General features: G+C 23.3%; 22 protein-coding genes and 1 tRNA gene. 14 read left to right on the top strand and 9 right to left on the bottom strand.

Annotated features, from left to right (window positions below; genetic code table 4):
- The first annotated feature begins 3 nt into the window (after positions 1-3).
- Genes D500_RS03085 through D500_RS03070 form a run of 4 tightly spaced genes read left to right on the top strand, consistent with a single transcriptional unit; the run spans position 4 to position 4,159 of the window.
- On the top strand, positions 4-618 hold the full coding sequence (locus D500_RS03085; RefSeq protein WP_008364469.1) for a ribonuclease H1 domain-containing protein: 615 nt from the start codon (positions 4-6) through the stop codon (positions 616-618).
- 1 nt (position 619) lies between these two features.
- Positions 620-1,510 carry a serine aminopeptidase domain-containing protein gene (locus tag D500_RS03080; RefSeq protein WP_008364470.1) on the top strand — a complete coding sequence of 297 codons (891 nt, stop codon included), beginning with the start codon at positions 620-622 and terminating at the stop codon, positions 1,508-1,510.
- 13 nt (positions 1,511-1,523) lie between these two features.
- Positions 1,524-3,326 carry a translation elongation factor 4 gene (gene lepA, locus D500_RS03075; protein ID WP_008364471.1) on the top strand — a complete coding sequence of 601 codons (1,803 nt, stop codon included), beginning with the start codon at positions 1,524-1,526 and terminating at the stop codon, positions 3,324-3,326.
- A 26-nt stretch (positions 3,327-3,352) separates the two neighbouring features.
- Positions 3,353-4,159 (top strand): hypothetical protein, encoded by an 807-nt coding sequence (locus D500_RS03070; protein WP_008364473.1) that lies wholly within the window; start codon positions 3,353-3,355, stop codon positions 4,157-4,159.
- A gap of 2 nt (positions 4,160-4,161) precedes the next feature.
- Here the strand turns inward: D500_RS03070 and aspS are convergent, their stop codons facing one another.
- On the bottom strand, positions 4,162-5,895 hold the full coding sequence (gene aspS, locus D500_RS03065) for an aspartate--tRNA ligase (protein WP_008364474.1): 1,734 nt from the start codon (positions 5,893-5,895) through the stop codon (positions 4,162-4,164).
- 9 nt (positions 5,896-5,904) lie between these two features.
- On the bottom strand, positions 5,905-7,149 hold the full coding sequence (gene hisS, locus D500_RS03060; RefSeq protein WP_008364475.1) for a histidine--tRNA ligase: 1,245 nt from the start codon (positions 7,147-7,149) through the stop codon (positions 5,905-5,907).
- Between the two features lie 182 nt (positions 7,150-7,331).
- On the opposite strand from hisS, the gene rbfA reads away from it, so the two are divergent.
- The 3 genes from rbfA to D500_RS03045 are packed head-to-tail and all read left to right on the top strand — an operon-like array spanning position 7,332 to position 9,152.
- Positions 7,332-7,685, top strand: a complete 354-nt coding sequence (rbfA, locus tag D500_RS03055; RefSeq protein ID WP_008364476.1) for a 30S ribosome-binding factor RbfA — start codon at positions 7,332-7,334, stop codon at positions 7,683-7,685.
- Positions 7,686-7,732: 47 nt separating this feature from the next.
- Complete coding sequence (truB, locus tag D500_RS03050) at positions 7,733-8,611, top strand: tRNA pseudouridine(55) synthase TruB (protein WP_008364477.1); 879 nt, start codon at positions 7,733-7,735, stop codon at positions 8,609-8,611.
- Positions 8,598-9,152, top strand: coding sequence for a nucleotidyl transferase family protein (locus tag D500_RS03045; protein ID WP_008364478.1), 555 nt, complete (start codon positions 8,598-8,600; stop codon positions 9,150-9,152). The genes truB and D500_RS03045 overlap by 14 nt, the downstream gene beginning before the upstream one ends.
- 23 nt (positions 9,153-9,175) lie before the next feature.
- Here D500_RS03045 and D500_RS03040 read toward each other — a convergent pair whose 3' ends face one another.
- Positions 9,176-11,212: a S41 family peptidase gene (locus D500_RS03040; protein ID WP_008364479.1), complete on the bottom strand. Its 2,037-nt coding sequence runs from the start codon at positions 11,210-11,212 to the stop codon at positions 9,176-9,178.
- A gap of 8 nt (positions 11,213-11,220) precedes the next feature.
- Positions 11,221-13,176, bottom strand: coding sequence for a S41 family peptidase (locus D500_RS03035; RefSeq protein ID WP_008364481.1), 1,956 nt, complete (start codon positions 13,174-13,176; stop codon positions 11,221-11,223).
- Between the two features lie 210 nt (positions 13,177-13,386).
- Between D500_RS03035 and rpsO the strand changes: the two genes are divergently transcribed.
- The 3 genes from rpsO (at position 13,387) to D500_RS03020 (ending at position 14,533) form a co-directional block, all read left to right on the top strand.
- Positions 13,387-13,653 carry a 30S ribosomal protein S15 gene (rpsO, locus tag D500_RS03030; protein WP_008364482.1) on the top strand — a complete coding sequence of 89 codons (267 nt, stop codon included), beginning with the start codon at positions 13,387-13,389 and terminating at the stop codon, positions 13,651-13,653.
- A gap of 59 nt (positions 13,654-13,712) precedes the next feature.
- Positions 13,713-13,786, top strand: a tRNA-Gly gene (locus D500_RS03025).
- A 99-nt stretch (positions 13,787-13,885) separates the two neighbouring features.
- Positions 13,886-14,533: a DxFTY motif-containing membrane protein gene (locus D500_RS03020; RefSeq protein ID WP_008364483.1), complete on the top strand. Its 648-nt coding sequence runs from the start codon at positions 13,886-13,888 to the stop codon at positions 14,531-14,533.
- A 13-nt stretch (positions 14,534-14,546) separates the two neighbouring features.
- Here D500_RS03020 and infB read toward each other — a convergent pair whose 3' ends face one another.
- Genes infB through rimP form a run of 5 tightly spaced genes read right to left on the bottom strand, consistent with a single transcriptional unit; the run spans position 14,547 to position 19,255 of the window.
- A complete protein-coding gene (infB, locus tag D500_RS03015; RefSeq protein ID WP_008364484.1) occupies positions 14,547-16,409 on the bottom strand; it encodes a translation initiation factor IF-2 in 1,863 nt (620 codons plus the stop codon).
- 19 nt (positions 16,410-16,428) lie between these two features.
- Positions 16,429-16,728, bottom strand: coding sequence for a L7Ae/L30e/S12e/Gadd45 family ribosomal protein (locus D500_RS03010; protein WP_008364486.1), 300 nt, complete (start codon positions 16,726-16,728; stop codon positions 16,429-16,431).
- Positions 16,715-17,002, bottom strand: a complete 288-nt coding sequence (gene rnpM, locus D500_RS03005; protein WP_154645070.1) for an RNase P modulator RnpM — start codon at positions 17,000-17,002, stop codon at positions 16,715-16,717. The genes D500_RS03010 and rnpM overlap by 14 nt, the downstream gene beginning before the upstream one ends.
- Positions 16,977-18,752, bottom strand: a complete 1,776-nt coding sequence (gene nusA / locus D500_RS03000) for a transcription termination factor NusA (protein WP_008364488.1) — start codon at positions 18,750-18,752, stop codon at positions 16,977-16,979. The genes rnpM and nusA overlap by 26 nt, the downstream gene beginning before the upstream one ends.
- Before the next feature lie 8 nt (positions 18,753-18,760).
- Positions 18,761-19,255 carry a ribosome maturation factor RimP gene (rimP, locus tag D500_RS02995; RefSeq protein ID WP_008364489.1) on the bottom strand — a complete coding sequence of 165 codons (495 nt, stop codon included), beginning with the start codon at positions 19,253-19,255 and terminating at the stop codon, positions 18,761-18,763.
- A gap of 271 nt (positions 19,256-19,526) precedes the next feature.
- Between rimP and D500_RS02990 the strand changes: the two genes are divergently transcribed.
- From D500_RS02990 to D500_RS04535, 4 genes are all read left to right on the top strand, one after another.
- Positions 19,527-20,975 (top strand): BspA family leucine-rich repeat surface protein, encoded by a 1,449-nt coding sequence (locus D500_RS02990; RefSeq protein WP_008364490.1) that lies wholly within the window; start codon positions 19,527-19,529, stop codon positions 20,973-20,975.
- Between the two features lie 253 nt (positions 20,976-21,228).
- Complete coding sequence (locus D500_RS02985) at positions 21,229-21,525, top strand: hypothetical protein (RefSeq protein WP_008364492.1); 297 nt, start codon at positions 21,229-21,231, stop codon at positions 21,523-21,525.
- Positions 21,482-22,657 (top strand): Mbov_0396 family ICE element transmembrane protein, encoded by a 1,176-nt coding sequence (locus D500_RS02980; RefSeq protein ID WP_008364493.1) that lies wholly within the window; start codon positions 21,482-21,484, stop codon positions 22,655-22,657. The genes D500_RS02985 and D500_RS02980 overlap by 44 nt, the downstream gene beginning before the upstream one ends.
- Positions 22,636-23,067 (top strand): hypothetical protein, encoded by a 432-nt coding sequence (locus D500_RS04535; protein WP_081587458.1) that lies wholly within the window; start codon positions 22,636-22,638, stop codon positions 23,065-23,067. Before D500_RS02980 ends, D500_RS04535 begins: the two co-directional genes overlap by 22 nt.
- Positions 23,068-23,091 lie beyond the last annotated feature (24 nt).

Genomic DNA, 23,091 nt, shown 5'->3' with positions numbered 1-23,091 from the left:
AATATGATAAAAAAGTATTATGCTGTTAAAAAAGGTTTAAAACCAGGTATTTATAAAACTTGATCTGAAGCAAAAGCTCAAGTTGAAAATTATTCTAATGCTGTTTATAAATCATTTTCTACTTTAAAAGAAGCTAAAGATTTTTTAAATGATAATAATGATTTATTAAATATTAGTGATGATAAAAATAGTTGTATAGCTTATACTGATGGAAGTTTTAATGTTTCAGATAATACTTTTTCATATGGTGTTGTTATTTTTTTTAAAAATAGAGAGTTTCATATAAGTCAAAGATTTAATAATCCTGATCTAGCAAGTTTAAGAAATGTAGCTGGTGAAGTTATTGCAGTTAAACAAACAATAAAGTTTTGTATAGCTAATAAAATTTCAAAAGTTATTATTTGTCATGATTATCAAGGAGTAAGTAAATGAGCTTTAGATCAATGAAAAGCTAATTTAGACTTTACAAAAGAATATAAAGAATTTTTTAATAAATATAAAAACCAAGTTGATGTTGAATTTAAATGAGTAAAATCACACACTAATAATAAATATAATGATCTAGCTGATATGTTAGCAAAAAACGCTAGTTTTGAATTTGTTTTTAAAGAGGTTTAAAATGAAACAAATTGATATTCAAACAATTGATAATCATCAAGTAAAAACTTATGTTTTTGATAAAGTAAAAAAACCTATAGCTGTTTTACATATAATAAGTAGTAATTTAAATGTAATTGATTTTTATGCAAGTTTTTTTAAGTTATTAAATAGTCATCAAATTATAGTTGTTTGTAATTCAATTCAAAACTCTTTATCAATTAGAAATCAAAAACCAATTTTTAATTATAATTCAAAAATTATTATTGAAGATCTTAAAGAAGTAAATCATTTTATAAAAAAACAATATAAGTTACCTATTTTTATGTTTTCTCATTCAACAGGTTGTGTTTTTAGTAAAGCTTATAGTATTAAATACTCTGAAACTATTAATGGATTAATTTTATCTAATCATATTCAATTTAATAAAATAGAACTTATTAAACAAATGATTAAACTAATTTTTATTAAGTTATTTTCTAAAAATAAAAAACCATTAAGTTTATATCAAGATACTTACACACAAGAGTTTTTAAAAGAATTTAATAATGAAGATAACCAGTTTTTATTAGATAAATTAAATAGATATTTAGATCTTTTAGAAGATGATTTTATTTCTAAAAAATTTGAAATTATTAGCTTATTAGATATTTATAAAACAATGTATTTTAATGCAAATAAAAACATTAATTTAATTAGAAAAAACCGACCCATTTTATTAATTGTTAATGATAATAATTATCAAGAAGAAAAAGAATATTTAAAATCAGCACATAAACTATTAAAGCTATTTTTAAAAAAAGATTATTTTGTACAATTAAACTATATAAATGATCTAAAAAATAAAATGTTTAGCAACGAACAGTTAGAAAATCAAATAATTACTTTTATTAATAAACATCAAAATGTTTAATAGAAAGGTTTATATGGATAAATCTAAAATTAGAAACTTTAGTATTATTGCTCATATTGATCACGGTAAATCTACTTTAGCTGATCGTATTTTAGAACTTACAAATACTGTTGAAAAAAGAGAAATGCAAGATCAGTTATTAGATTCAATGGATATTGAAAGAGAAAGAGGAATTACAATCAAATTAAACTCAGTTCAATTAAAATATCATTCAAAAGATAATCAAGATTATATTTTTAATTTAATTGATACTCCAGGTCATGTTGATTTTACTTATGAAGTTTCAAGAAGTTTAGCTGCATGTGAAGGTGCTATTTTAGTTGTTGATGCTTCTCAAGGTGTTGAAGCTCAAACTCTAGCTAATGTTTATTTAGCAATTGATAGTAATTTAGAAGTAATTCCAGTAATTAATAAAATTGATTTACCTAGTGCTGATGTTGAACATGTTAAACAACAAATAGAAGAAATTATTGGACTTGATTGTAGTAATGCTCCTTTGATTTCAGCAAAAACTGGATTAAATGTTGAAGATGTTTTACAAGTAATTGTTGATAAAATTCCATCACCAAGTGATGCGATTGATGATGCTCCTTTAAAAGCTTTAATTTTTGATTCTTATTATGATAAGTATTTAGGTGTTGTAATGTCAGTTAGACTAAAACAAGGAATGCTAAAAGTTGGAGACAAAATTAAATTAATGGCAACTAATGCTGAATATGAAGTCACATCTTTAGGAATAAAAACTCCAAAAATTGTTAAAAAAGACTTTTTAGAAGCAGGAGAAGTAGGTTGAGTTGCAGCTTCAATTAAAACTATTAAAGATGTTAATGTTGGAGATACTATTACAAGTGTTATAAATCCAGCTAGTAAACCTTTAGAAGGTTATAAAAAATTAAAACCAATGGTATATTGTGGAATTTATCCAATTGATACAAACAAATATCAAGATTTTAAAGAAGCTTTAGAAAAAATTGAATTATCTGATTCTTCTTTAGTTTATGAACCTGAAACTAGTCAAGCTTTAGGATTTGGTTTTAGATGTGGTTTTTTAGGATTATTACATATGGAAGTAATTCAAGAAAGATTAGAAAGAGAATATAATCTTGAATTAATTGCAACAGCTCCAAGTGTAGTTTATAAAGTACATTTAACAAATAAACAAGTTATAGAATTAGATAATCCAGCCTTATTACCTGAAGCTCAAAAAATAGCAAAAATTGAAGAACCTTTTGTAGAAATTAAAATAGCTACTCCAAGTGAATATATAGGTGATTTGATGAATTTATGCCAAAACAAACTTGGAATTTATAAAAATATGGAAGTAATTGATAATAATAGACGAATTCTAGTTTATCAAATGCCATTAGCTGAAATTATTTTTGACTTTTTTAATAAATTAAAATCTATTTCTAAAGGTTATGCTTCATTTGAATATGAATTAATTGGTTATAGAGAATCAAAATTAGTAAGAATGGATATTAAATTAAATGGTGAAATGGTTGATGCGTTTTCAATGATAGTAAATCAAAAATTTGCTTATCAAAGAGGAAGTGCTTTAACTTTAAAACTAAAAGAACTAATACCAAGACAAAACTTTGAAGTTCCAGTTCAAGCTACAATTGGAAATAAAGTAATTTCAAGAGAAACTATAAAAGCTTATAGAAAAGATGTTACTTGAAAATTACACGCTGCTGATAAATCTAGAAGAAAGAAATTATTAGAAAAACAAAAAGAAGGTAAGAAAAAAATGAAAGAAATTGGAACTGTAGAAGTTCCACAAGAAGCCTTTGTTGCTATTTTAAAAATAGATGATTAAAATTATAGTAATTAGAGGATATCAAAATGTTTAAATATGAAGATAATTTTTTAAAAATATTTGTTGAAGAACTTTATTTAATTTCTCAACAATCAGGAGAAAAAATATCTGAGTTTTCTAAAAAAGCAATTCAACAATGAATTAATAAACCTGATCTAAAATCTTTTAGAAAATGAATTAATAGAATTGAATCAAAAACTACTAAAGATTTTGTAGTTGCAGATTTAAAAAAAATTATTCAAAGCGATTTTTATGAAATTATTGTAATTAGACTTCAAAAATTACTATCTTTTTTTGATAATTTCTCTTTATTTTATGATGTTTTAGACAAACATAATCCGAACTTTTGTGATGAGTATGGTGTTGATTTAAACATTAGAGAAACTTTTGTACTTTTATTAAGATCATATTTGCAAATAATTTTAGATGATCTTATTAAAATTGATCCATCAGACAAATTAGAATATATGAAAAGTGATTTAATTGAACTAATTAGTGAAGCTATTTTATCTGATACTAATAAAATGTTTGTTGAATATGTTTATGATATTGATGAAACTTTAAGTGATTGTATTGATGAAATTGATGATGATGGATTTTGATATATAGAAAATCAATTAGATAAAGCTAATGAGTTTATTAAATTTATCATTCAATCACAAACTTTTATTTATTATGCAATTTTAGTTGTTGAAATATTAGAATTTGATCAATTATTAAACGTTGGAATTTTTGATTTTAAAAACAAATTGTATGTTGCAAAAAGAATGCAACAAATTGATTGAGATTTACATTTTGATGAATATATGAGAGGAAAAAAAGTAGGGTTTTAACCCTACTTTTGTTCTTTTATAGTTTTAATATTTAATTCATCTAATTGTTTATCACTTACTAAATCAGGAGCATTACTCATCATATCAATTCCTAGTGAGTTTTTAGGAAAGGCAATTACATCTCTAATTGAATTTGAATCAGTTAAAATCATACTAATTCTATCTAATCCTCAAGCAATTCCTGAATGATAAGGAGCACCATATTTATAAGCATTCATAAATCAACCAAAGTTAGTTTGAACTTGTTGTTCTGTTAATTCAACTGCATCAAACATTCTTTGTTGAATTTCTGGATTAGTAATACGTTGACTTCCTCCGCCAATCTCAAATCCATTCATTACTAAGTCATAAGCACAAGCTAAAGCATCTTTTTTATTAGTATCAAAATCAGCTAAGCATTCTTCTTTTGGACTTGTAAATGGATGGTGAGCAGCTACATATCTATTTTCTTGTTCACTAAATTCAAATAATGGAAAATCAACAACTCATAATACTTTAAAATCATTTTTAGTTTCTAAATTAAACATTTTAGCTAAACTAATTCTAATTGCTCCCATTAATTGAGAAATTAAATCATATTTTCCAATATTTAAAACAATTGTTGCTTTATTTTTAATATTAAATTCCTTAATTAATTGTTCTTTTTCAATTTCAGTTAATTGGCTTGCTAAACTACCAGATCAATTGTTGTTTTCAAATTTAATAAAAGCAATTGAATTAAAGTGAAATTGTTTTGCTACTTGATTTAGTTCTTCTAATTGTTTTTTTGATAATAGTTCATCTATACAAATAGCTCTAATAAATTCGTTTGAATTATTTAAAAACTTAATATTAGTATCTCTAAAAATATCATTTAAAGTATGAATTTTTAAATCATATCTTAGATCAGGTTTATCACTACCATATAAATCAATTGCATCTTTATAGCTTAATCTTAATAAAGGTTCTTTAATTTCAAAATTTTTTACTTGCTTTAAAACTTCTTTTATTAAAGCTTCACTAACTTGCATTACATCTTCACTTGTAGCAAAACTCATTTCTAAATCAAGTTGAGTAAATTCAGGTTGACGATCAATTCTTAAATCTTCATCTCTAAAACATCTAACAATTTGATAATATCTATCAATTCCAGAAATCATTAATAATTGTTTAAATAATTGTGGTGATTGAGGTAAAGCATAAAACTTGTTTTTATTTAGTCTTGATGGTACTAAAAAGTCACGCGCACCTTCTGGAGTTGATTTTGCAAAATAAGGAGTTTCAACTTCTAAAAAGTTTAAATTAGTTAAAAAGTTTCTAATTATATGATTAATTTTTGCTCTTGTAATTAGATTGTTTTGCATTACTGGTCTTCTTAGATCTAAATATCTATAAGTTAATCTAGTATCTTCATTAACATTAACATCATTTTCTAAAACAAAAGGAGTTAGTTCAGATTTATTGATTATTAAAAGGTCATTAATTATAACTTCAATTTCACCAGTAACTAGTTCATTATTAACTGATTTTCTTTTAACAACTATTCCTTTAACTTCAATAACATATTCACTTTTAACATTATTAATTAAATCAATATGATTTTGATCAACAACTAATTGAGTAACTCCATAACGATCTTTTAGATCAATAAAAACCATAGCTCCTAGTTTTCTAATTTTTTTTACTCAACCTTGTAGAATAACTTCTTGATTAACATTATTAATTGTTAATTCACCACAAGTATGTGTTCTTTTCATATATCCTCCTTATTTTAAATCAGTAATAAATTTAGCTAATGTTGTTTTAATCTGTGTTTTATCAACTTGATTTTTGATAATAAATTCATTAGATAAAGCTTCATTTGCTCCAAGTATAATTAAATATTTTGGATTTAATTTATCAGCTTTTTTTAAAGCAGATTTTAGTGATAAATGATAATAATTACTATCAGCTTTTAAACCAATTGATCTAGTTAATTCTAAAATTTGTTGATTTAATTTAATGGCTTTATCATCGATACAAATTGTATAAAGATCAATATTTTGTTTTTGATTAACTAAAGTAGAATTTTGATCTTTTATAATGTCTATAAATCTTTCTAATCCCATTCCAAAACCACAAGCTGTTAAATTAACATTTCCAATTTCATTAACTAAATTGTTATATCTACCACCAGCAATAACTGTTTGTTCACTATTATTATTTAAATATTTAATTTCAAAAATAAAACCAGTGTAATAATCTAATCCTCTAACTAATTTATCATCATGAATAGTTGTAATATTCATTTGTTTAAATAAATCTAATGTTTGTTCATATCTAGTTTTTTGTTCTTCTGATAAAAAATCTGACATACTAGGTACGTTTTTAAATTGTTTTTCATCAATTTTACAATCTAAAACTCTTAAAGGATTTTTTTCTAATCTAATATTACAATCACTACATAATTTATAATCTGATAAATATTTTTTTAACTCTAAAATATATTCTTCTCTATTTGATCCAGTAATTAAAAAATTAGTATAAATTTTAATGTTTTTGTTTAGTTTAAATTCATTAATAATTTGCGTTGCAATATTTAAAACTTCATAGTCTTGTTGAATTGAATCACTCCCAAAAACCTCGATTCCTAGTTGATGAAATTGACGATATCTTCCTTTTTGTGGTCTTTCATATCTAAACATTGGACTAATATAATAGACTTTTAAAGGAAGATATTCTTCAGCATATAATTTGTTCTCAACAACAGCTCTAACAACACCAGCTGTTCCTTCTGGTTTTAAAACTAGACTACGATTTTTTTTATCAACAAATTCATACATTTCTTTTGAAACTATATCACTAGTTGAACCAATACTTCTTATAAAAAGTTCTTTTGCTTCAAACATTGGAGTTCTAATTTCATCATAATTAAATTTGTCTAAAATCTCTTTTAATTTAGTTTCAACTTTGTTTCATAATCTAGTTTCATCTAAAAAAAAGTCTTGAGTTCCTCTAGGTTTTTGTAACATAACTATACCCTTTCACATTAATTAAATTATAAACTAAACAAGTTTTTTATTTTTTAATATTATACAAATAGCGCCAATTTATTATTATAGATAAATTCTTATATAAAATAAAACTAGGTTATATTTTATAAAAGTTATAATTTTACAAAATGTTATAATTTAAATAACAAAAGGAGGATTTTATGGCAAATATAAAAACTCAAAAGAAAAAAGAATCACTACTTTTAAGAGAATTGAACTTAATTTTACAACGTGAAATTAAAAGTGAAGTTTTAAAATCAGTTTCAGTTGTAGAAACAAGATTATCTGCTGATAATAGTCATGTTAAAATCTTTTATCAATTCATTCCAATTCCTGAAGATTTAACAATTCAAACTATTGAAGAAGAATTAGAAAATAAATTAAAAGAAATTAGAATGATTTTAGCAAGCAAACTAGATTGAAGAACAGTTCCAGAATTAACATTTGTTTATGATACTAGTTTAGATAGAGCTAATCAAATTGATAAAATTTTAAAAGAAGAAAAAAATAAATAATATTAAATTTCCAAGTTTATACTTGGATTTTTAAATAGAAATAGATTATGCAAAAATCAGGGATTTTTATTTTAAACAAACCTAGTAATATTTCAACTTATAAATTAATTAATCAAGTTAAAAAGAAATTAAATATTAAAAAAGTTGGACATTGTGGTACTTTAGATTTACTAGCAACAGGAGTTGTAATTTGTTTAGTTAATAATGCTACTAAAATAAGTGATTATTTATTAAATGCAAATAAAGCTTATCAAGTTAAAATCAAACTATTTACATTAACTGATAGTTATGATGCTGAAGGAAATATTATACAAACTCAAACTCCTTTTAATATTAGTTTAGATGAAGTTAAAAAAGTAATTAATAAATATAATAACTATACTTATGATCAAATTCCACCAATTTATTCATCAATTAAAGTTGATGGTAAAAAATTATATGAATATGCTTTAACTAATATGAATGTAGAAATTAAAAGTAGAAAAATAACTATTTATAAAACTAGTTTAATAGATTATGATCAAAATAATTATGAGATTTGTTTAGATGTTAAGTGTAGTAAAGGAACTTATATAAGAAGTTTAGCTGTTGATATTTGTAAAGATTTAAATACGATTGGATATGTAGTTGAACTAAATAGAACTTTATCTGGTAATTTTAAATTAGATGATGCAATTAATGTTGAAAATGTTAGTTGAGAGAATTTAATTTCAATTAATGATGCTATTAAAACTAATGATTTTAAAGTAGTTAAGTATCAAAATAGTTTAGATGTATTACAAGGTAAAAAGATTGTTTTAGATAATATTTGTGATGATTTAGTATTTATTAGTGATGATAAAAATAATGTTCTAGCAGTTTATCAAAAATATGATAATAATATCTTTAAAATTAAAAGAGGAGGATTAAATAATGATATATATTAATGACTCCTTTAATAAACTAAAAAAACTAAATACTAAAAAAGCAATTATTACTATAGGTAATTTTGATGGTTTTCATATTTTTCATCAAAAAATTATAAACACAGTAATAACAATAGCAAAACAAGAAAATCTAACTAGTATAGTAATGTCTTTTGATAAAAAAATTAAAGACAACAAAACTTTTAACACCTTAGCTACTAAAACACAAAAACTTGATTTTATTAACAACAAACTAATTGATTTAGATTATTTTATTGATGTTAAAGTTGATGATAATTTAATTAAAACAACAAAAGACCAATTTATTGATGTTTTAGTTAATAAATTAAATGTAGTTAAAATAGTTGAAGGACAAGATTTTAGTTTTGGTTATTTATCTCAAGGAAAAATAGATGATTTAATCAAAACTTTTAGTAAAGAAAATGTAATTATTTTTAAAAGAGATAATGATATTTCTTCAACAAAAATAAAAAAACTACTAGAAGAAAATCTAGTAGATCAAGCTCAAGAATTATTAGGAATAGATTTGAAATTAAAATAGTACACACTATTATTAAGTATGTACTATTTTTTATTTTTATATTTTTTAATAATAATGATTGCTGAAACTAAAACAATAATAGCTAATAATGATGAAGAAACTAAAATAAGAATTAATCTAGTTTGATTGGTTTTATTTAACTTATTATTCATTTCTTTAACTACTGAAAAGTTTATAGTGATTTTATCTTCAGGATTATTTTCTAAATAAATAATAGCTTTATTTGGATCTTTTAAACTAATTCTTAGTTCTTGATCAAAATTAATATCAGGATTATCTTCAAAAAGTTTTATTAATAAAGTTGTTGGATCATTTTTTGAAATTTTTAGATTTTTATTTTTTATAAGTTTAGATAAAATAGGTTGTGGTTTAATTGAATAATTTGGCTTATCATCAGGTTTTATTGGTAAAGTCGGACTTGGAATAATAGTTGAATCTGGATCGTTTCCAAATGGGATCTTATCTGCTTTTTTAATTAGATCTAAAAGTTTATTGTTATCATATAAATCTTTTGCATTAGTTTCTACACTACCTTCTAACATTACATCTGGTTTTACACCAAATTCTAGACTTCTAAACTTAGAACTTGTAAATACGTTGTTAGTACTTAATTGAATAATATCTCCAGTTGGTAAAATAAAATATCCAATTGAACTAGCTCCACCAAAAGTTTTATAACCAATTAATTTAGCAACTTTATTATCTTTTGCTATTTGAGGAAAAATATTTCCTGCTGAAAATGAATAAGGTGAAGTTAAAATATAATAATTAAAATTAAACTTATTATATTTAGATTTTATAGTTTCAACTTTTTGTTCTTTTGAAAGTGGATTATAATTATAAACTTTAAAAGGTTTATCAGTTAAAAATCCCATAATCTCATAAGCAGCACCAATAAACCCACCACCATTTTGAGTTACATTAAAAATGATGTTTTTAATGCCTCTACTTTGAGCTTCTTCTAAGCTCTTTTTAATGTATTTAGCACTATTTTCTTCAAATTCTTTAAATGAAATTACAGAAGTATCACCTGAAATAAACTTATTTTGATATTCAATTTTATTTGGATCAAGTTTAGCTAGTAAATGAAGAGTGTGATCTCAATTTTCGTGTCTAAGTTTATTTGGATCCTTCATAAGAGGAACTTTTTCAATATCTTTCATTTTCTTATAATATCCATCTAAAACATAAGCTGAATGTGGATCATCAAGATCGTTTATTATTTGTCTTGTTGCTAAATAATGATTATCATTTACACCTAAAATCTTAGATTCATATTTTTTAAAAAACTCTTTGTATGATTTATTATTTAATTTAATACCATAATAATGATCAAATAAAAATGAAAAATATTTATATTGAAATTCTTTTAAATTCTTTGGTATTTCATTTTGCATACCTGCTTTAGACATTTTAAGATTTGCTATGCTTATAAAATCTTTCAATGAATCAGCAAATCTAAAAATATTAACTTCATCTTGGTTGAAATACACTTGAATATTTGAATCACTTAAAAAGATTTGATTTAGTAAAACTATAGGTAAGTAAATATCTTTTTGATCTTTTAGCATTTCAATACCATAATCTTTTAAATGGAATTTAAATTGCTTAATCGGATTTTCGTTTACTACTCCTTTAAACTCAAGATTTAGTTTTTCTTCACCACGTTCTTTGTCTTTTAAAAGTTCCATAAAGATATTATTATCTGAAACTATAATATCTTGAGTTTTGTAATCAAAATCAACTTTTAAGTTAGAAAAAGAAGTAGAGTTTAAAATTATAGTTGCTTTGTCATTTTTATATTCGTGTTTTACATTATCACGCTTAATAATTGGAGCTATACTATCTAAAAATTCCTTTATAGAAACATAACCAACATCTTTATGAGTGTGTAAAGATATTTTGTCTTTCTTACTTTCTAAACCTTTGGCTAAAATGTTTAATTTATATTCTTTTGTACTAAGATTTGTTCTTTGACTATTGACTACATTTACACTATTTGCTAAACTAGGAGTTATTGAATTTGATAATAAAAATAAAGTTGGTAAAAACAATTTCATATTAGCTCCTATTGTGTTTTTTGATCATTGTTTATAATAGTTTGAATGTAGTTTAAATCAAATAATTTTTTAAAATCATAGCCTTTAGTTTTATCAAATTCTATATCAGGCTTAGCTCCAAATTCATAAGAATTTCACTTATCATCAGTTAAAGTATATAAAGAACTTTTTCTAATTATCATACCATTTGGTAAAATACTTACTCTAACTTCACTAGCTCCTCCAGCAGATTGATATCCAATAATTTTTGCTAGTTTATTAGTTTTACTAATTGAAGCAAAAGTGTTACCTGCTGAATAATTAATTGGTGAATTTAATATATAGTATTTAAAGTTATATTTACCTATTTTAGATTTAATATCAAGTATTTCTTTATCGTTAGTATTTGGGTATAATTTATGATATTTAAAAATTTGATCTGTTAAAAATCCTAGTATTATATAAGTTGCTGGAACACTTCCACCACGATTTAAAGTTAAATCAAAAACAACATTTTTAACTTCTTTTTTACTTTTAATTTCTTCAAGTTGTTTTTTAACACCACTTATTGTATCTCTTGTAAAAATATCAATTTTAATAATTGCTGTTTTTTTATCATTTGTATATCTGACATCTCGTTCAGTTAGATTACCGTTTAATCTAATTAATTCTCTTTCATATTCTCTAAACTTAGCAACTCTGTCAGTTCTATTTGAATCATCTACTAATAGATCACTATCACTAGTTTTTAGATCATAAATAGGTGGTTGTAATAAAACTTTAGTATGTATATCATTTAGATCTCTTATTATTAAATTAGTTGTTTTAAAATGCTCTAAATTATCTTTTAATAAATTAGTTTTATACTTATCTAAATAAGTTTTATAAGACTTATTTTTTTCTAGTTTTATAGGATAAAAATTATCTAATAAAAATCATAAATAGTTATATTGAAACTCTTTTAGATTCTTTGGTATTTCAGTGTATTGTTTATTAGATTTTAGTTTTGTTTTAGTGTTATTACTGTGATAATCATAAACATCATAAGATTCAAATAAAAATACTTCTTTTTGATTAAAGTAAAGTTGTCTTTCACTTTCAGCTAAAAAGATTTGATTTAAAACAATTAAAGGTAAATAAAAATTATCGTTTTTATTAAAAATAAAAATATTATATTTATTTAAATCAATAACTAAAGGTTTTGATTCTAGTTTTTTAGAAATATGATATTGTAATTTATCTTCATCAAAATAAGGGTTTATTAAATTATAAAAATTAACACTAGAAATAGTTACTTTTTGATTAAAATAATCAAATGAAATAAATTCTTCTAATTTAAAATCATTAGCTTTAGAATTATTATTTGATTCATAATTATTAATTAATTTAATAGTTATTATGTTTTTATTAGCTTGTTTTATTAGTTGTTTAGTTAGTTTGTATGAGTTATTGTTATAAGTTATATCTAAAGGTTTTTCATTAATATCTAATATATCTTTAAGTAAATCAAAAAACTGATCTAAATCTATGTAATTTATATCTTGATAATTAGTTAAATTAATATTATTATTTGAAAGTGACTTTGAATTTATAAGACTAGATAGGTTATAAGAAGTGTTTGAAACTTGAAACTTATTGTTTTGCTCGGTTGTTATTTTAGGTTCATTATGATTGTTATTAATATCGTCATTTAATAGATTAGAAAATCCAGGTTTTTTATTATTATCTAAAGGTTTTTTACTAGTATCTGATTTATTAATATTATTTTCAGCTTGATTTTTATCTTTTGTAATTTTTGGATAAATAACATTAGTTATATTTGAATTAGTATCTGATTTATTAGTAGTGTTTGAGTTATTTTTATCATTAATATGATCATTAGCTGTTATATTTGATTTATTTTTATTTGTTGTTGTTCTATTTGGATTACAGCCTACTAATAATAATGATAAAGTTGGTATTAAAAAAATAGCAGCTTTTTTCATTTTTATATTTAAACTTTCCAAATGTATTTTATAAAAATCTCAAAATTATTTTGTATTTTTGCAAGTTTTATCTTTTTTTAAAAAACATTTTATTATCAAGACAAATTAATTGATTTATGATAATATTTAAAAGTTAGTAGTTTACCAGAGACATTATTCTTTCTCAAATATGCCTTTGATAGACATTTAAACACTACACAAGGAGAAAACATGGTTTCTAAAGAACAAAAATTAGCATTAATTAAAGAATTTGGTGGAGATGAAAAAAACACTGGATTAGCAGAAGTTCAAATTGCTATTTTAACTGCTGAAATTTCAAATCTAACTGAACATTTAAAAATGCATAAAAAAGATATTCCTACAAGAAGAACTTTATTAAAAAAAGTTGCTCAAAGAAGACACTTTTTAGATTATCTAGTTAAAAAAGATGTTAACAGATATAAAGAAATTATTGAAAAATTAGGAATTAGAAAATAATTATACTAAAATATTGACATTGATACTTTTATGTAATAATATATAAAAGTATTAGTAATGCAGGTGTAGTTTAATGGCAGAACTTCAGCCTTCCAAGCTGATTGTGAGGGTTCGATTCCCTTCACCTGCTCCATATAGAAAAATAACTCTAACAACACTTAAGTGTTGTTTTTTTATATTCATTTTTTGTTATTATGATTTTGATATACTTAAAGTGTTAAAATTAAAAATTATGGAAAATCAAAATAAAGAAAAATTACTAGATAATATTAAATTTAATAATACTAGAACTCCTTTTTGAATAAATCTTTTATTACAATTATTTACTACAATCACACTATTTTTAGTAATACTATTTTTTATAAGTCCAGATTTACAAAATTATTCTTTTAATCATTTTAATAAATTAAATAAACTAGCTTATTTATATTTGTTTTTAATTTGTTTAGCTTATTTATTAGTGATTTTTGTAATTAATTTATTATTAGTTTTATGTAAAATTATAAAAAGTGATAGTTTTACTTATTCTTTTGGATTAGTATTTGTTGGAATTTTAATTATTCTAACTGGAAATGTGTTTTATCATTGAAACACTACTTTATTTATTAAAACTATTTTAAGGTTTGTTTTAGTAATTATTAGTATGGTTTTGGGAGTGTTATTTGGAACTTTTATAAGTATAGTTTATAAAAATAAAGAATATCAAAAAGATGAACAAAACCAAGCTATTTTAAATGCTTATTTAAACAATCAATTAGTTCCTAATAAAAAACAATTAAAACAAATTAAAAAACAAGAATATAAACTAAAAAAACAACAAGAATACGAAGAACTTTTAAAGTTCAAAGAACAGTTGTACAAAAAAAAGACAGATGAATAATCTGTCTTTTTGATTATTTAATTTGTTCTATTTTATAAGCTTCAAATATATCGTCTTCTTTAATATCGTTAAAGTTTTTAATAGTTAATCCACCTTCAAAACCAGCTTTAACTTCTTTAACATCTTGTTTTTGATGTTGTAGTGAGTTAATTTCACCATCATAAATTACAACACCATTTCTGATCACTCTAATTTTAGCATTTCTTGGAATAACTCCATCAATTACATAAAATCCACCAATAGTTCCAATTGCTGAATGTCTAAATAAAGCTCTTACTTGTGCTTGACCTAAAACTACTTCTTTAACTTCTGGATCTAAAATTCCTTTAGCTGCATCTTCTAATTCTTCAATTACTTTATAAATAATGTTATGTAATCTAATTTCTATATTATCTTCTTCAGCTTTTTTTCTAACAATAGCATCAGGTCTTACATTAAATCCATAAACAATTACTAAACCATCTCTAACAGTTGATGCTAATGAAATATCTGAAAGTGAAATAGCTCCAACACTAGCTCTAATAATATTAATCTTTACACCAGAAATATTAATTTTTGATAAAGAATTTTTTAAAGCTTCAACACTTCCTTGAGTATCAGCTTTAATAATTAAAGTAATACTTTTTAATTCACCTTCATCAATATGTCTTTTTATTGCATCTAAACTAAAGGCTTGTTTTGTTCTTCTTTCATCTTCTTGTTGTTTTTTAAGTTGAGCTTCAGCTATTTCACGAGCCATTTTTTCATCATTAATAACAACAAATTTATCTCCAGCTTTAGGAACTTGATTTAATCCATAAACAACAACTGGTTTACTTGGTTCAGCTTTTAAAACTTTATGTTTAAACTCATCTTCTATATGTTTAATTGAACCAAAAGTAGTTCCAGCAATCATAATATCTTTAATTTCTAAAGTACCTTGTTGAACTAATACTGAAGCAACTGGTCCTTTTGCTTTATCTAAGTGAGCTTCTAAAACTACTCCTGAAGCAAATTTATCAGGGTTTGCTTTTAAGTTTTCAAGTTCAGAAATTAAAATAATAGTATCTTGTAATTTATCTAAATTGATTTTTTTAATAGCTGATCCTTCAATAAATGGTATATCTCCACCAAATTCTTCAGCAACTAAACCATATTTCATTAATTCAGTTTTTACTCTATTTGGATCTGCTCCTGGTTTATCGATTTTATTAATAAACACAATTATTGGAACATTTGCTAATTTAGCATGATCGATTGCTTCTTCAGTTTGAGGCATTACTCCATCATCAGCAGCAACAATTAAAACAACAATATCAGTAACATTAGCCCCTCTACTTCTCATTTCAGTAAAGGCTTCATGACCAGGAGTATCAATAAAAGTAATTTTTTTATTTTGTTTAGTTATTATTTGATAAGCACCAATTGCTTGAGTAATTCCACCAGCTTCACTAGCTACAACATTTGAGTTTTTAATTGAATCTAATAAAGTAGTTTTTCCGTGATCAACATGACCCATAATTGTAACAATCGGAGGTCTTTCTTTTAATTGTTTTTCATCATCAACAGTTTCTAATAAAGTTTGTAAAATGTTTTCTTTTGTTACTGATGTTTCTTTTTTAAAGTCAAAACCAAATTCTAAACACAATTCACCCATTTGTTCTTCACTTAAAAGTGTATTTTGATTTAATAATTGACCTTGATTAAAGAAGTATTTTAAAATAGCAGTTAATGGTTTATTAATTTTAGTAGCAAATTCTATTACTGATAGTGGTTCTGTATAAACAAAAATCCCATCAATTAACCCTGTATTAACTTCTTCTTTTAATTGCTTTTTAATATTTTTAGTTTGGTTTTGAGCTTTTTGTTTTTTAATATTTTTTACTTGTTTTTTCATATTATAAAACCCCTTCTATCTATAAATTAGATTTGATTAATTTGATAAAGTTATCATCTTTTAATCCAATAGCTACTAAAATATCTTTTCCACATGCTTTTGCTAATTCTTGTTTTGTTAAAACATTAAAAACACATTCGATATTTCTTGAAAGACATTTATTGATATATTTTTTTTGTTGAGCTAATCCCATATCTGAGCTTAAAAGTACAAATTTAACTTTATTTAATTTAATTTCTTCAAGTAATCTAAACCCAGTTATTAGGTTATTAGAAGCATATGCCATTCCAATAGCTTTTACTAATTTATCTTTTTGCATTAATAAATTCTTCTAATTTATCATAAATAGATACATCTACTTTAGATTTTAAACTTTTTGCAATTAAATTTTTTTGTCTTGCTAATTTTAAACTATTTAAGTCTGGTTTTAAATAAACACCTCTACCATTAGCTTTATATGTAGTATCAATAAAAATCTCATCATTTTTATTTTTAACTATTCTAATTAATTGATGCTTTTCAAACATTTCATTTGAAGCAATATCTTTTCTTAGATTCTTATTTTTATTAATCATAGTATTTGTCATAATCATCTAAATCAATATCTAGATCTTCATCATCTTCTTGTTTTAAGATTGCATCATTAAATGCTTTTAGATTTGCATCAATTTCATCAATATCTGGTTCATTTGCTAAATCAAATCCAAAATCTATTTCTTCTTCTTTTTGTTTTTGTTTTTTATAACTAGATCTACTTTGTTCAAATTTAGCATTTGATTTATTAGTGTTTGTTTTAACAAGTTGTTGAACTGGTTCAGTTTTTATTTCTTTTTCAACTTTAACAACTGGTTCAATATTAGTTTCTTTAATTTCTTCTTTAACAACTTCAACTACTTTTTTTGGTTGCTCTTCTTTAATTTCAACTACTTCAACTGGTTTTATTGATTGAATTTCAACTGGTTTTATAGTTTCTAATTTTTGATCATTTAAATCAAAATCATCTCTAACAACAGTTTGATCAAAACTTTGTTCATAGTCTTTATAAGCTTGTTCTTGTTTTAATAACTCTTCTTGCATTTTTAGTTCTTGTTCTTGTTCAACTTCAGCTTGAAAAGCAATTAAAGCATCAACATCAATTTGATTTTCTTCTTTTTTAGTTGTGTTTTTTGCAACTTTTTTAACATTTTTAACAACTGGTTCAACTTTAACTTCTTTTTTAGTTACTTTTGTTTTTGGAGTATATGTATTAGTTTCAACTTCTTGTTTAGTTGTATCACCATTTCATAAAATATCCATATTTTCTTTTAAAGCAGTTGAGTATGAAAAAATGTTGATTTTAGTTTTTAATAAACCTGCAATCAGTTTAGCAGCAATTCCTTGTTTTCCAATTGCTAATGATAATTGAGTATCTGGAACTACTATATCATATTCATCACCAATTTTATTAATAGAAATTACTTTAACAGGAGTCATTGCATTAATTAAATAAGTATTTTGATCTTCATCTCACTTAATAATATCGATTTTTTCACCTTTTAAAATATCACTAATTCGATTGATTCTATTTCCACCAACTCCAATAATTGCTCCAATTGGTTCAATATTTTCATTATGTGTAATTACAGCAACTTTTGAACGTTTTCCAGGTTCACGACTAACAGCTTTAACTTCAACAATTCCCATTCTTACTTCAGGAACTTCTCTTTCAATTAGTTTTGTTAAAAACATCGGAGCTGTTCTTGAAATAGAAATTTGAGATAACTTACTTTCTTTATCAACAACTTCAATATAAACATCAATAATTTCATTAATTTGAAAAACTTCATTATTAATAGTTTTTGATTTTCATAAATAAGCAGTTGTTCCATTAATATCTAAAACATAATTATTTTCTCTATTCATTCCAACTACTTTAGCTTGAACAACTTCACCTTCTAGACTTACAAATTGTTCATAAATTCTTGCTCTTTCAGCTTCTCTAATTTTTTGTTGAAAAATTTGTCTTACTTGATTTACAACCATTCTTGAAAATTCTTCACTAAATTCAATAGGTTTATAAATAATATCACCAATTTGAGCTTCTGGGTTTTGTAATCTTGCTTTTTGTAATGTAATTTCTAATCAATCATCATCAAGTTCTTCAACTACTTTTAATTCTTGATGCATAGTAATTTGACCTGTTTTTTCATCAATATCAATTTTAATAATTGCATCAGTATCATAAAATCTCTCATAAGCTTTTTGTAAACCTTCTTTAAGACCATTAATAATACTTTCTTTACTAATTCCTTTTTCTTTTTCAATTAATTTAATTGATTCTAATAGTTCTACTCCGTTTAGCATATATCTCCTTAAAATCTAATTGCATATCTTATGAATTGAATGTTATCTCATTTAAGATCTAATTTCTTTTTTTGACCTTTTATAAAAAATGAAAAACTAAATGTATCTGTATCATTATTATATTTAGTTACATATCCTTCAAATTCTTTAATTTTTTTAATTTCATTATTTAGTTGTACATAAACTCACTGATCTAAAGCTTTTATTAATTCTTCTTTATTTCTAATTTGTTTTTCAATTCCACTACTTGAGATTTCTAATAAATATTTATCTTTAGTTTTAATCAATTGATCAATTTTATTTGAAACTAAATCATTTGCTTTTATTAAAATATCAAAATCTAATGGTTTATTGGCTTGTAAAGCATCTTCAACAAGTATTTGAATCATATCATTTTCAAATTCTTTGAGATTATTAATTTCATAAACTTTTAAATTCAAAACTTCTAATTCTTTGTTAACTAATTCATTAATTTGAAATTTTATTGATTCAAAATCTTTCATAACACTCCTTAGTTTAGAAAAAATAAAGCAAGGTATTAAAAACCTTGCTTTTTAGCTTCATATTATATTTTTAATACATATAGATTATATATGCTTTAATTTTTGTTTTCAAATTATTTGATAACTAGTTTAATAGTTTTAATTAAAAATTTTTAAATAAAAGTTAAATATAAATTTGAATTTATTTAGTATTTTAAAAATAGCTATTATGTAAATAAAATAAAATATTTATAAAGAAATTAACTAAATATATATTAATAGAAAGGATTTTATGAAACTTAAAAAAACTATTTGAATACCTTTAGTGTGTGCTCCAGTTTTACTAACTGCTATAATCATTCCACCTATTGTTATTCATAAACAAAAACAAAATAAAATAAATAATAATAAAAAACCAGGTGAAACAAAACCTAGTGTTGATGAAAATAAACCAACTATAACTCCACCAACAAAACCTATTGATGAATTAAAACCTATTGTTGATCCCAACACAACTACTTTAAATAAACAATTAAAAGAAGTTTCAACTTCTTTAACTTCAACTCTTTCAAATAAAAAATATAAAAACTTAGAAAAACTTAAATCTGATATTTCTACTTATTTAAAAAACAATAATAATTCTTTAAACAATCTTTCTTCTGAAATAACTAATAAAGACAATTTACCAGAACATATTAGAAATACAACTATTAACATTAACTTAAAAGCTGAAAGTCTTAATAACAAAACAACTAGTTTATCAACTACTTTAAATAACGTTTCTCTAGGTATTTTAGATATTGATAAAATCATTTCTAGAAAAAAACTATGAATTGAAAACTTTGAATTAGAAAATTTTAAAGCAAATAAATATCCAGATCAAGTTAAAGAAGATTTCTTTTACTTATTAAAGAAAAACAATTATGATACTCTTGATGAATCTATTTTTAATAAAGATTCTTATACTTATGATTTTAGTGAATCTGAGATAAAAAGTACAATTAGTGTAGATAGTTATGACAAAGATTTTTCAGGAAGAATATTAGAAACCACAACTTATTATAAATTTGTAAATTCTGATAAAACCTGATATGAAACAAAAATGAAAATCAAAAAAAATAATTTAAAAACTGATTTTGTAGATTGAAATAATAAAGATGAACTAGAACTTAAATTATATGTATACATTGAAAGACATGTTATTACTACAAAAGATACTGGTGACTTTATTATAATTAATAAAGATGGAAATGAAAGAAGATCACTAGAGAACGAAATTAAAAAAGATTTTCATCAAATAGATGATTTTAATCACAATGAGTGAAAAGAAAAAGGAATAACTGTAGAAGAATTAATATCTTGAAATCATGGTTTTGGTTTAAAATTACCAAAAACAATTAAACGTGTTCCAAAGAAAATACCTAAAAGTGAAACAGTTCTGTCATCTTTATTTACCAATGCAAGTAATTTTAACCAAGATATTTCAACTTGAGATACTTCAAATGTAACTCATATGAGTAATATGTTTAGAGAAGCATATAATTTTAATCAAGATATAAGTAAATGAAATGTATCAAATGTAGAAGATATGAGTTTAATGTTTTCAGGTGCCTATTCCTTTAACCAAGATCTTTCAAATTGAAACACTTTAAAAGTCAAAAAATGATATCAAGATTTGGGTTATGTTAATTCCAACTGAAAACCTGAACACAGACCACAATTCAAAAAAACTAATAGTTAAAAAAATATATTTTGACTTCAAACAGAAAGAAATTTAAAATATAGACTATTTATGTTAAAATTAATTTAACATCAGACTTAATCAATTTTTTCAAATCTTTTAACAAAATTGAAACCATATAAAAAACGTTATTTTAGATAATATTTTTTGTTTTACACAAGCAACCACTTAGGTTACTTTTTTCATTTTCATCTAAATCCTTTTAAAAACAAAGTGTTAAATAACACTTTTAAAAATAGAAAAGATAGAAAAAATGGGTATTTTTAAAGCAATTAAAGAAGCATTAGGTAAAATAATTGATTTTTTTGATCTCTTGAAAAATCTCCACGCTTTACCATTTTGATTATTATTATTTGGTTTAATATCAATTCCTGCAGGTTTAGCTACAATGGTTGATTTTTTAAGAAGAGATTTAGTTAGAATTCTTATTTTTGGTGGTGATAATTTTGATATCAAAAAAATACCACAAGCTTTTTGAACAATTTTATATGTAGTAGGTACAATTGGTGCAATATCTTTTTTTTGTTTTTCTAATAATAGTACTTCTTAGATCAGATTTTAGAAAACAAATTAAACAATCTCTTAAAGGTATACTTTTTGCAACTGTTTTTATTACTGTAATGCCATTGGGTTTCTTCATTCTACAATATTTAATTGTTTTAGGTTTTGATTTAATAAAAGTAGCGCTTGGCTTTGGTAATAAAACATCAGCTAAAACTATTGTTTCTATTATATTAAATACGGGTTCATTAAACAATGATGTTGATCCAAACACAATAGCAACAGCACTTGGTTCAAGTGATCCTTTAAAATGAATTGATCTTATAGATAACATCAACCCAATAATTCCAATTATTGCAACAGTTTTTGTTGGTTGAACTTATATTCAAATTGCAGTTGTAATTTTAATGAAATCAATGGAATTATTTACATTATTTGTAAGTGCACCAATTTATGCAGTTGTTGGAGTTTTTGATAATCAAAAACGCTTAAAAAAATACATTAGAGAAAAAATGATTGGTAAATCATTTTCTGTTCTAGGTTTAATGTTTGTATGAAACGTTTCATTCTTATTTTTAGATTTATTTTCAACTAGAATAGTTGATTCACTTACTGCTTCTATTAGTTCTAGTAAAAAAATTACTGAAGCTTTTGAACAAGTAGCTTTTTCAAGAATGAAATCTCTTTTAAACTTAACTGGTCTTGTTGCTGCTTCTTTCTTTATTTCAAAAGGAGCAAATCTTTTAGGTGATTTAACTGGAGAATCAATTAATATTGCTGGTGCTGCTCCTTTAGTTAAAGCTATTGCTAAAGTTGGAACAATTGCTGCTACTGCTGGTGCTGCTAAATTTGGACTTTTAGGTAAATCAGCTTTAAAAAAATCTGGTTCAGGTGCTTCAGATTCAAACAACCTAACTTCAACTTCATCTGATCAAATTCCAACAACAATTTCAGATAAAGTTGATAAATCAAATAACCTAAATTCAAATAATTCAGCTTATCTGAGTGGAAATAGTACAATTTCTGGTTTAAACAACCCACCAAATTCATCTACTAGTTCATTAGATTATTCAAATGATATTGTTAAAATTAGTAATCTTAAAACTCCACCAAAATCTTATAGACAAACTGAAGTTTTGCTAAAGATAATAATGTTGACTTATCTACAATTACAGGTTTAAGAAAAAATGGAAGAGTTTTAAAATCAGATGTACAAAATGCTATAAATGATCAAAAATCATTAAATACACTTAATGCTGCTGGTTCAAATAATATATTAGATACTGCTACAAAAGTTGACAAATTACTTAATGATAAAAATAATGATCAATCATTACTTAAAAATAAATCTACTAAAGATGATTTGATTAAACAAAAAGATAACAAACAAATTAAAAAAGATCAATCTCAAGACAAAAAACTTGAAGATGTTAATAATCAACAAAAATCTGTTATTGATAAACTTAAAGACTTTAAAAAAGAATATGACAAAATTAGTCAAATTAAAGACCAAAAACTTATGGTTAAAGAATTAAATAATCTAAAAACAGCAATTCGACAACTTACAAACGAATTAAAAAATCCTAAATAAATTAAACCTAATAAATAATTAACT

The sequence above is a fragment of the Mycoplasma feriruminatoris genome, assembly GCF_000327395.2.
GTDB classification, from domain to species: Bacteria; Bacillota_I; Bacilli_A; order Mycoplasmatales; family Mycoplasmataceae; genus Mycoplasma; species Mycoplasma feriruminatoris.
The sequence above is the reverse complement of the archived record's forward strand: the minus strand, read 5'-3'. Positions and strand labels throughout refer to the sequence as shown.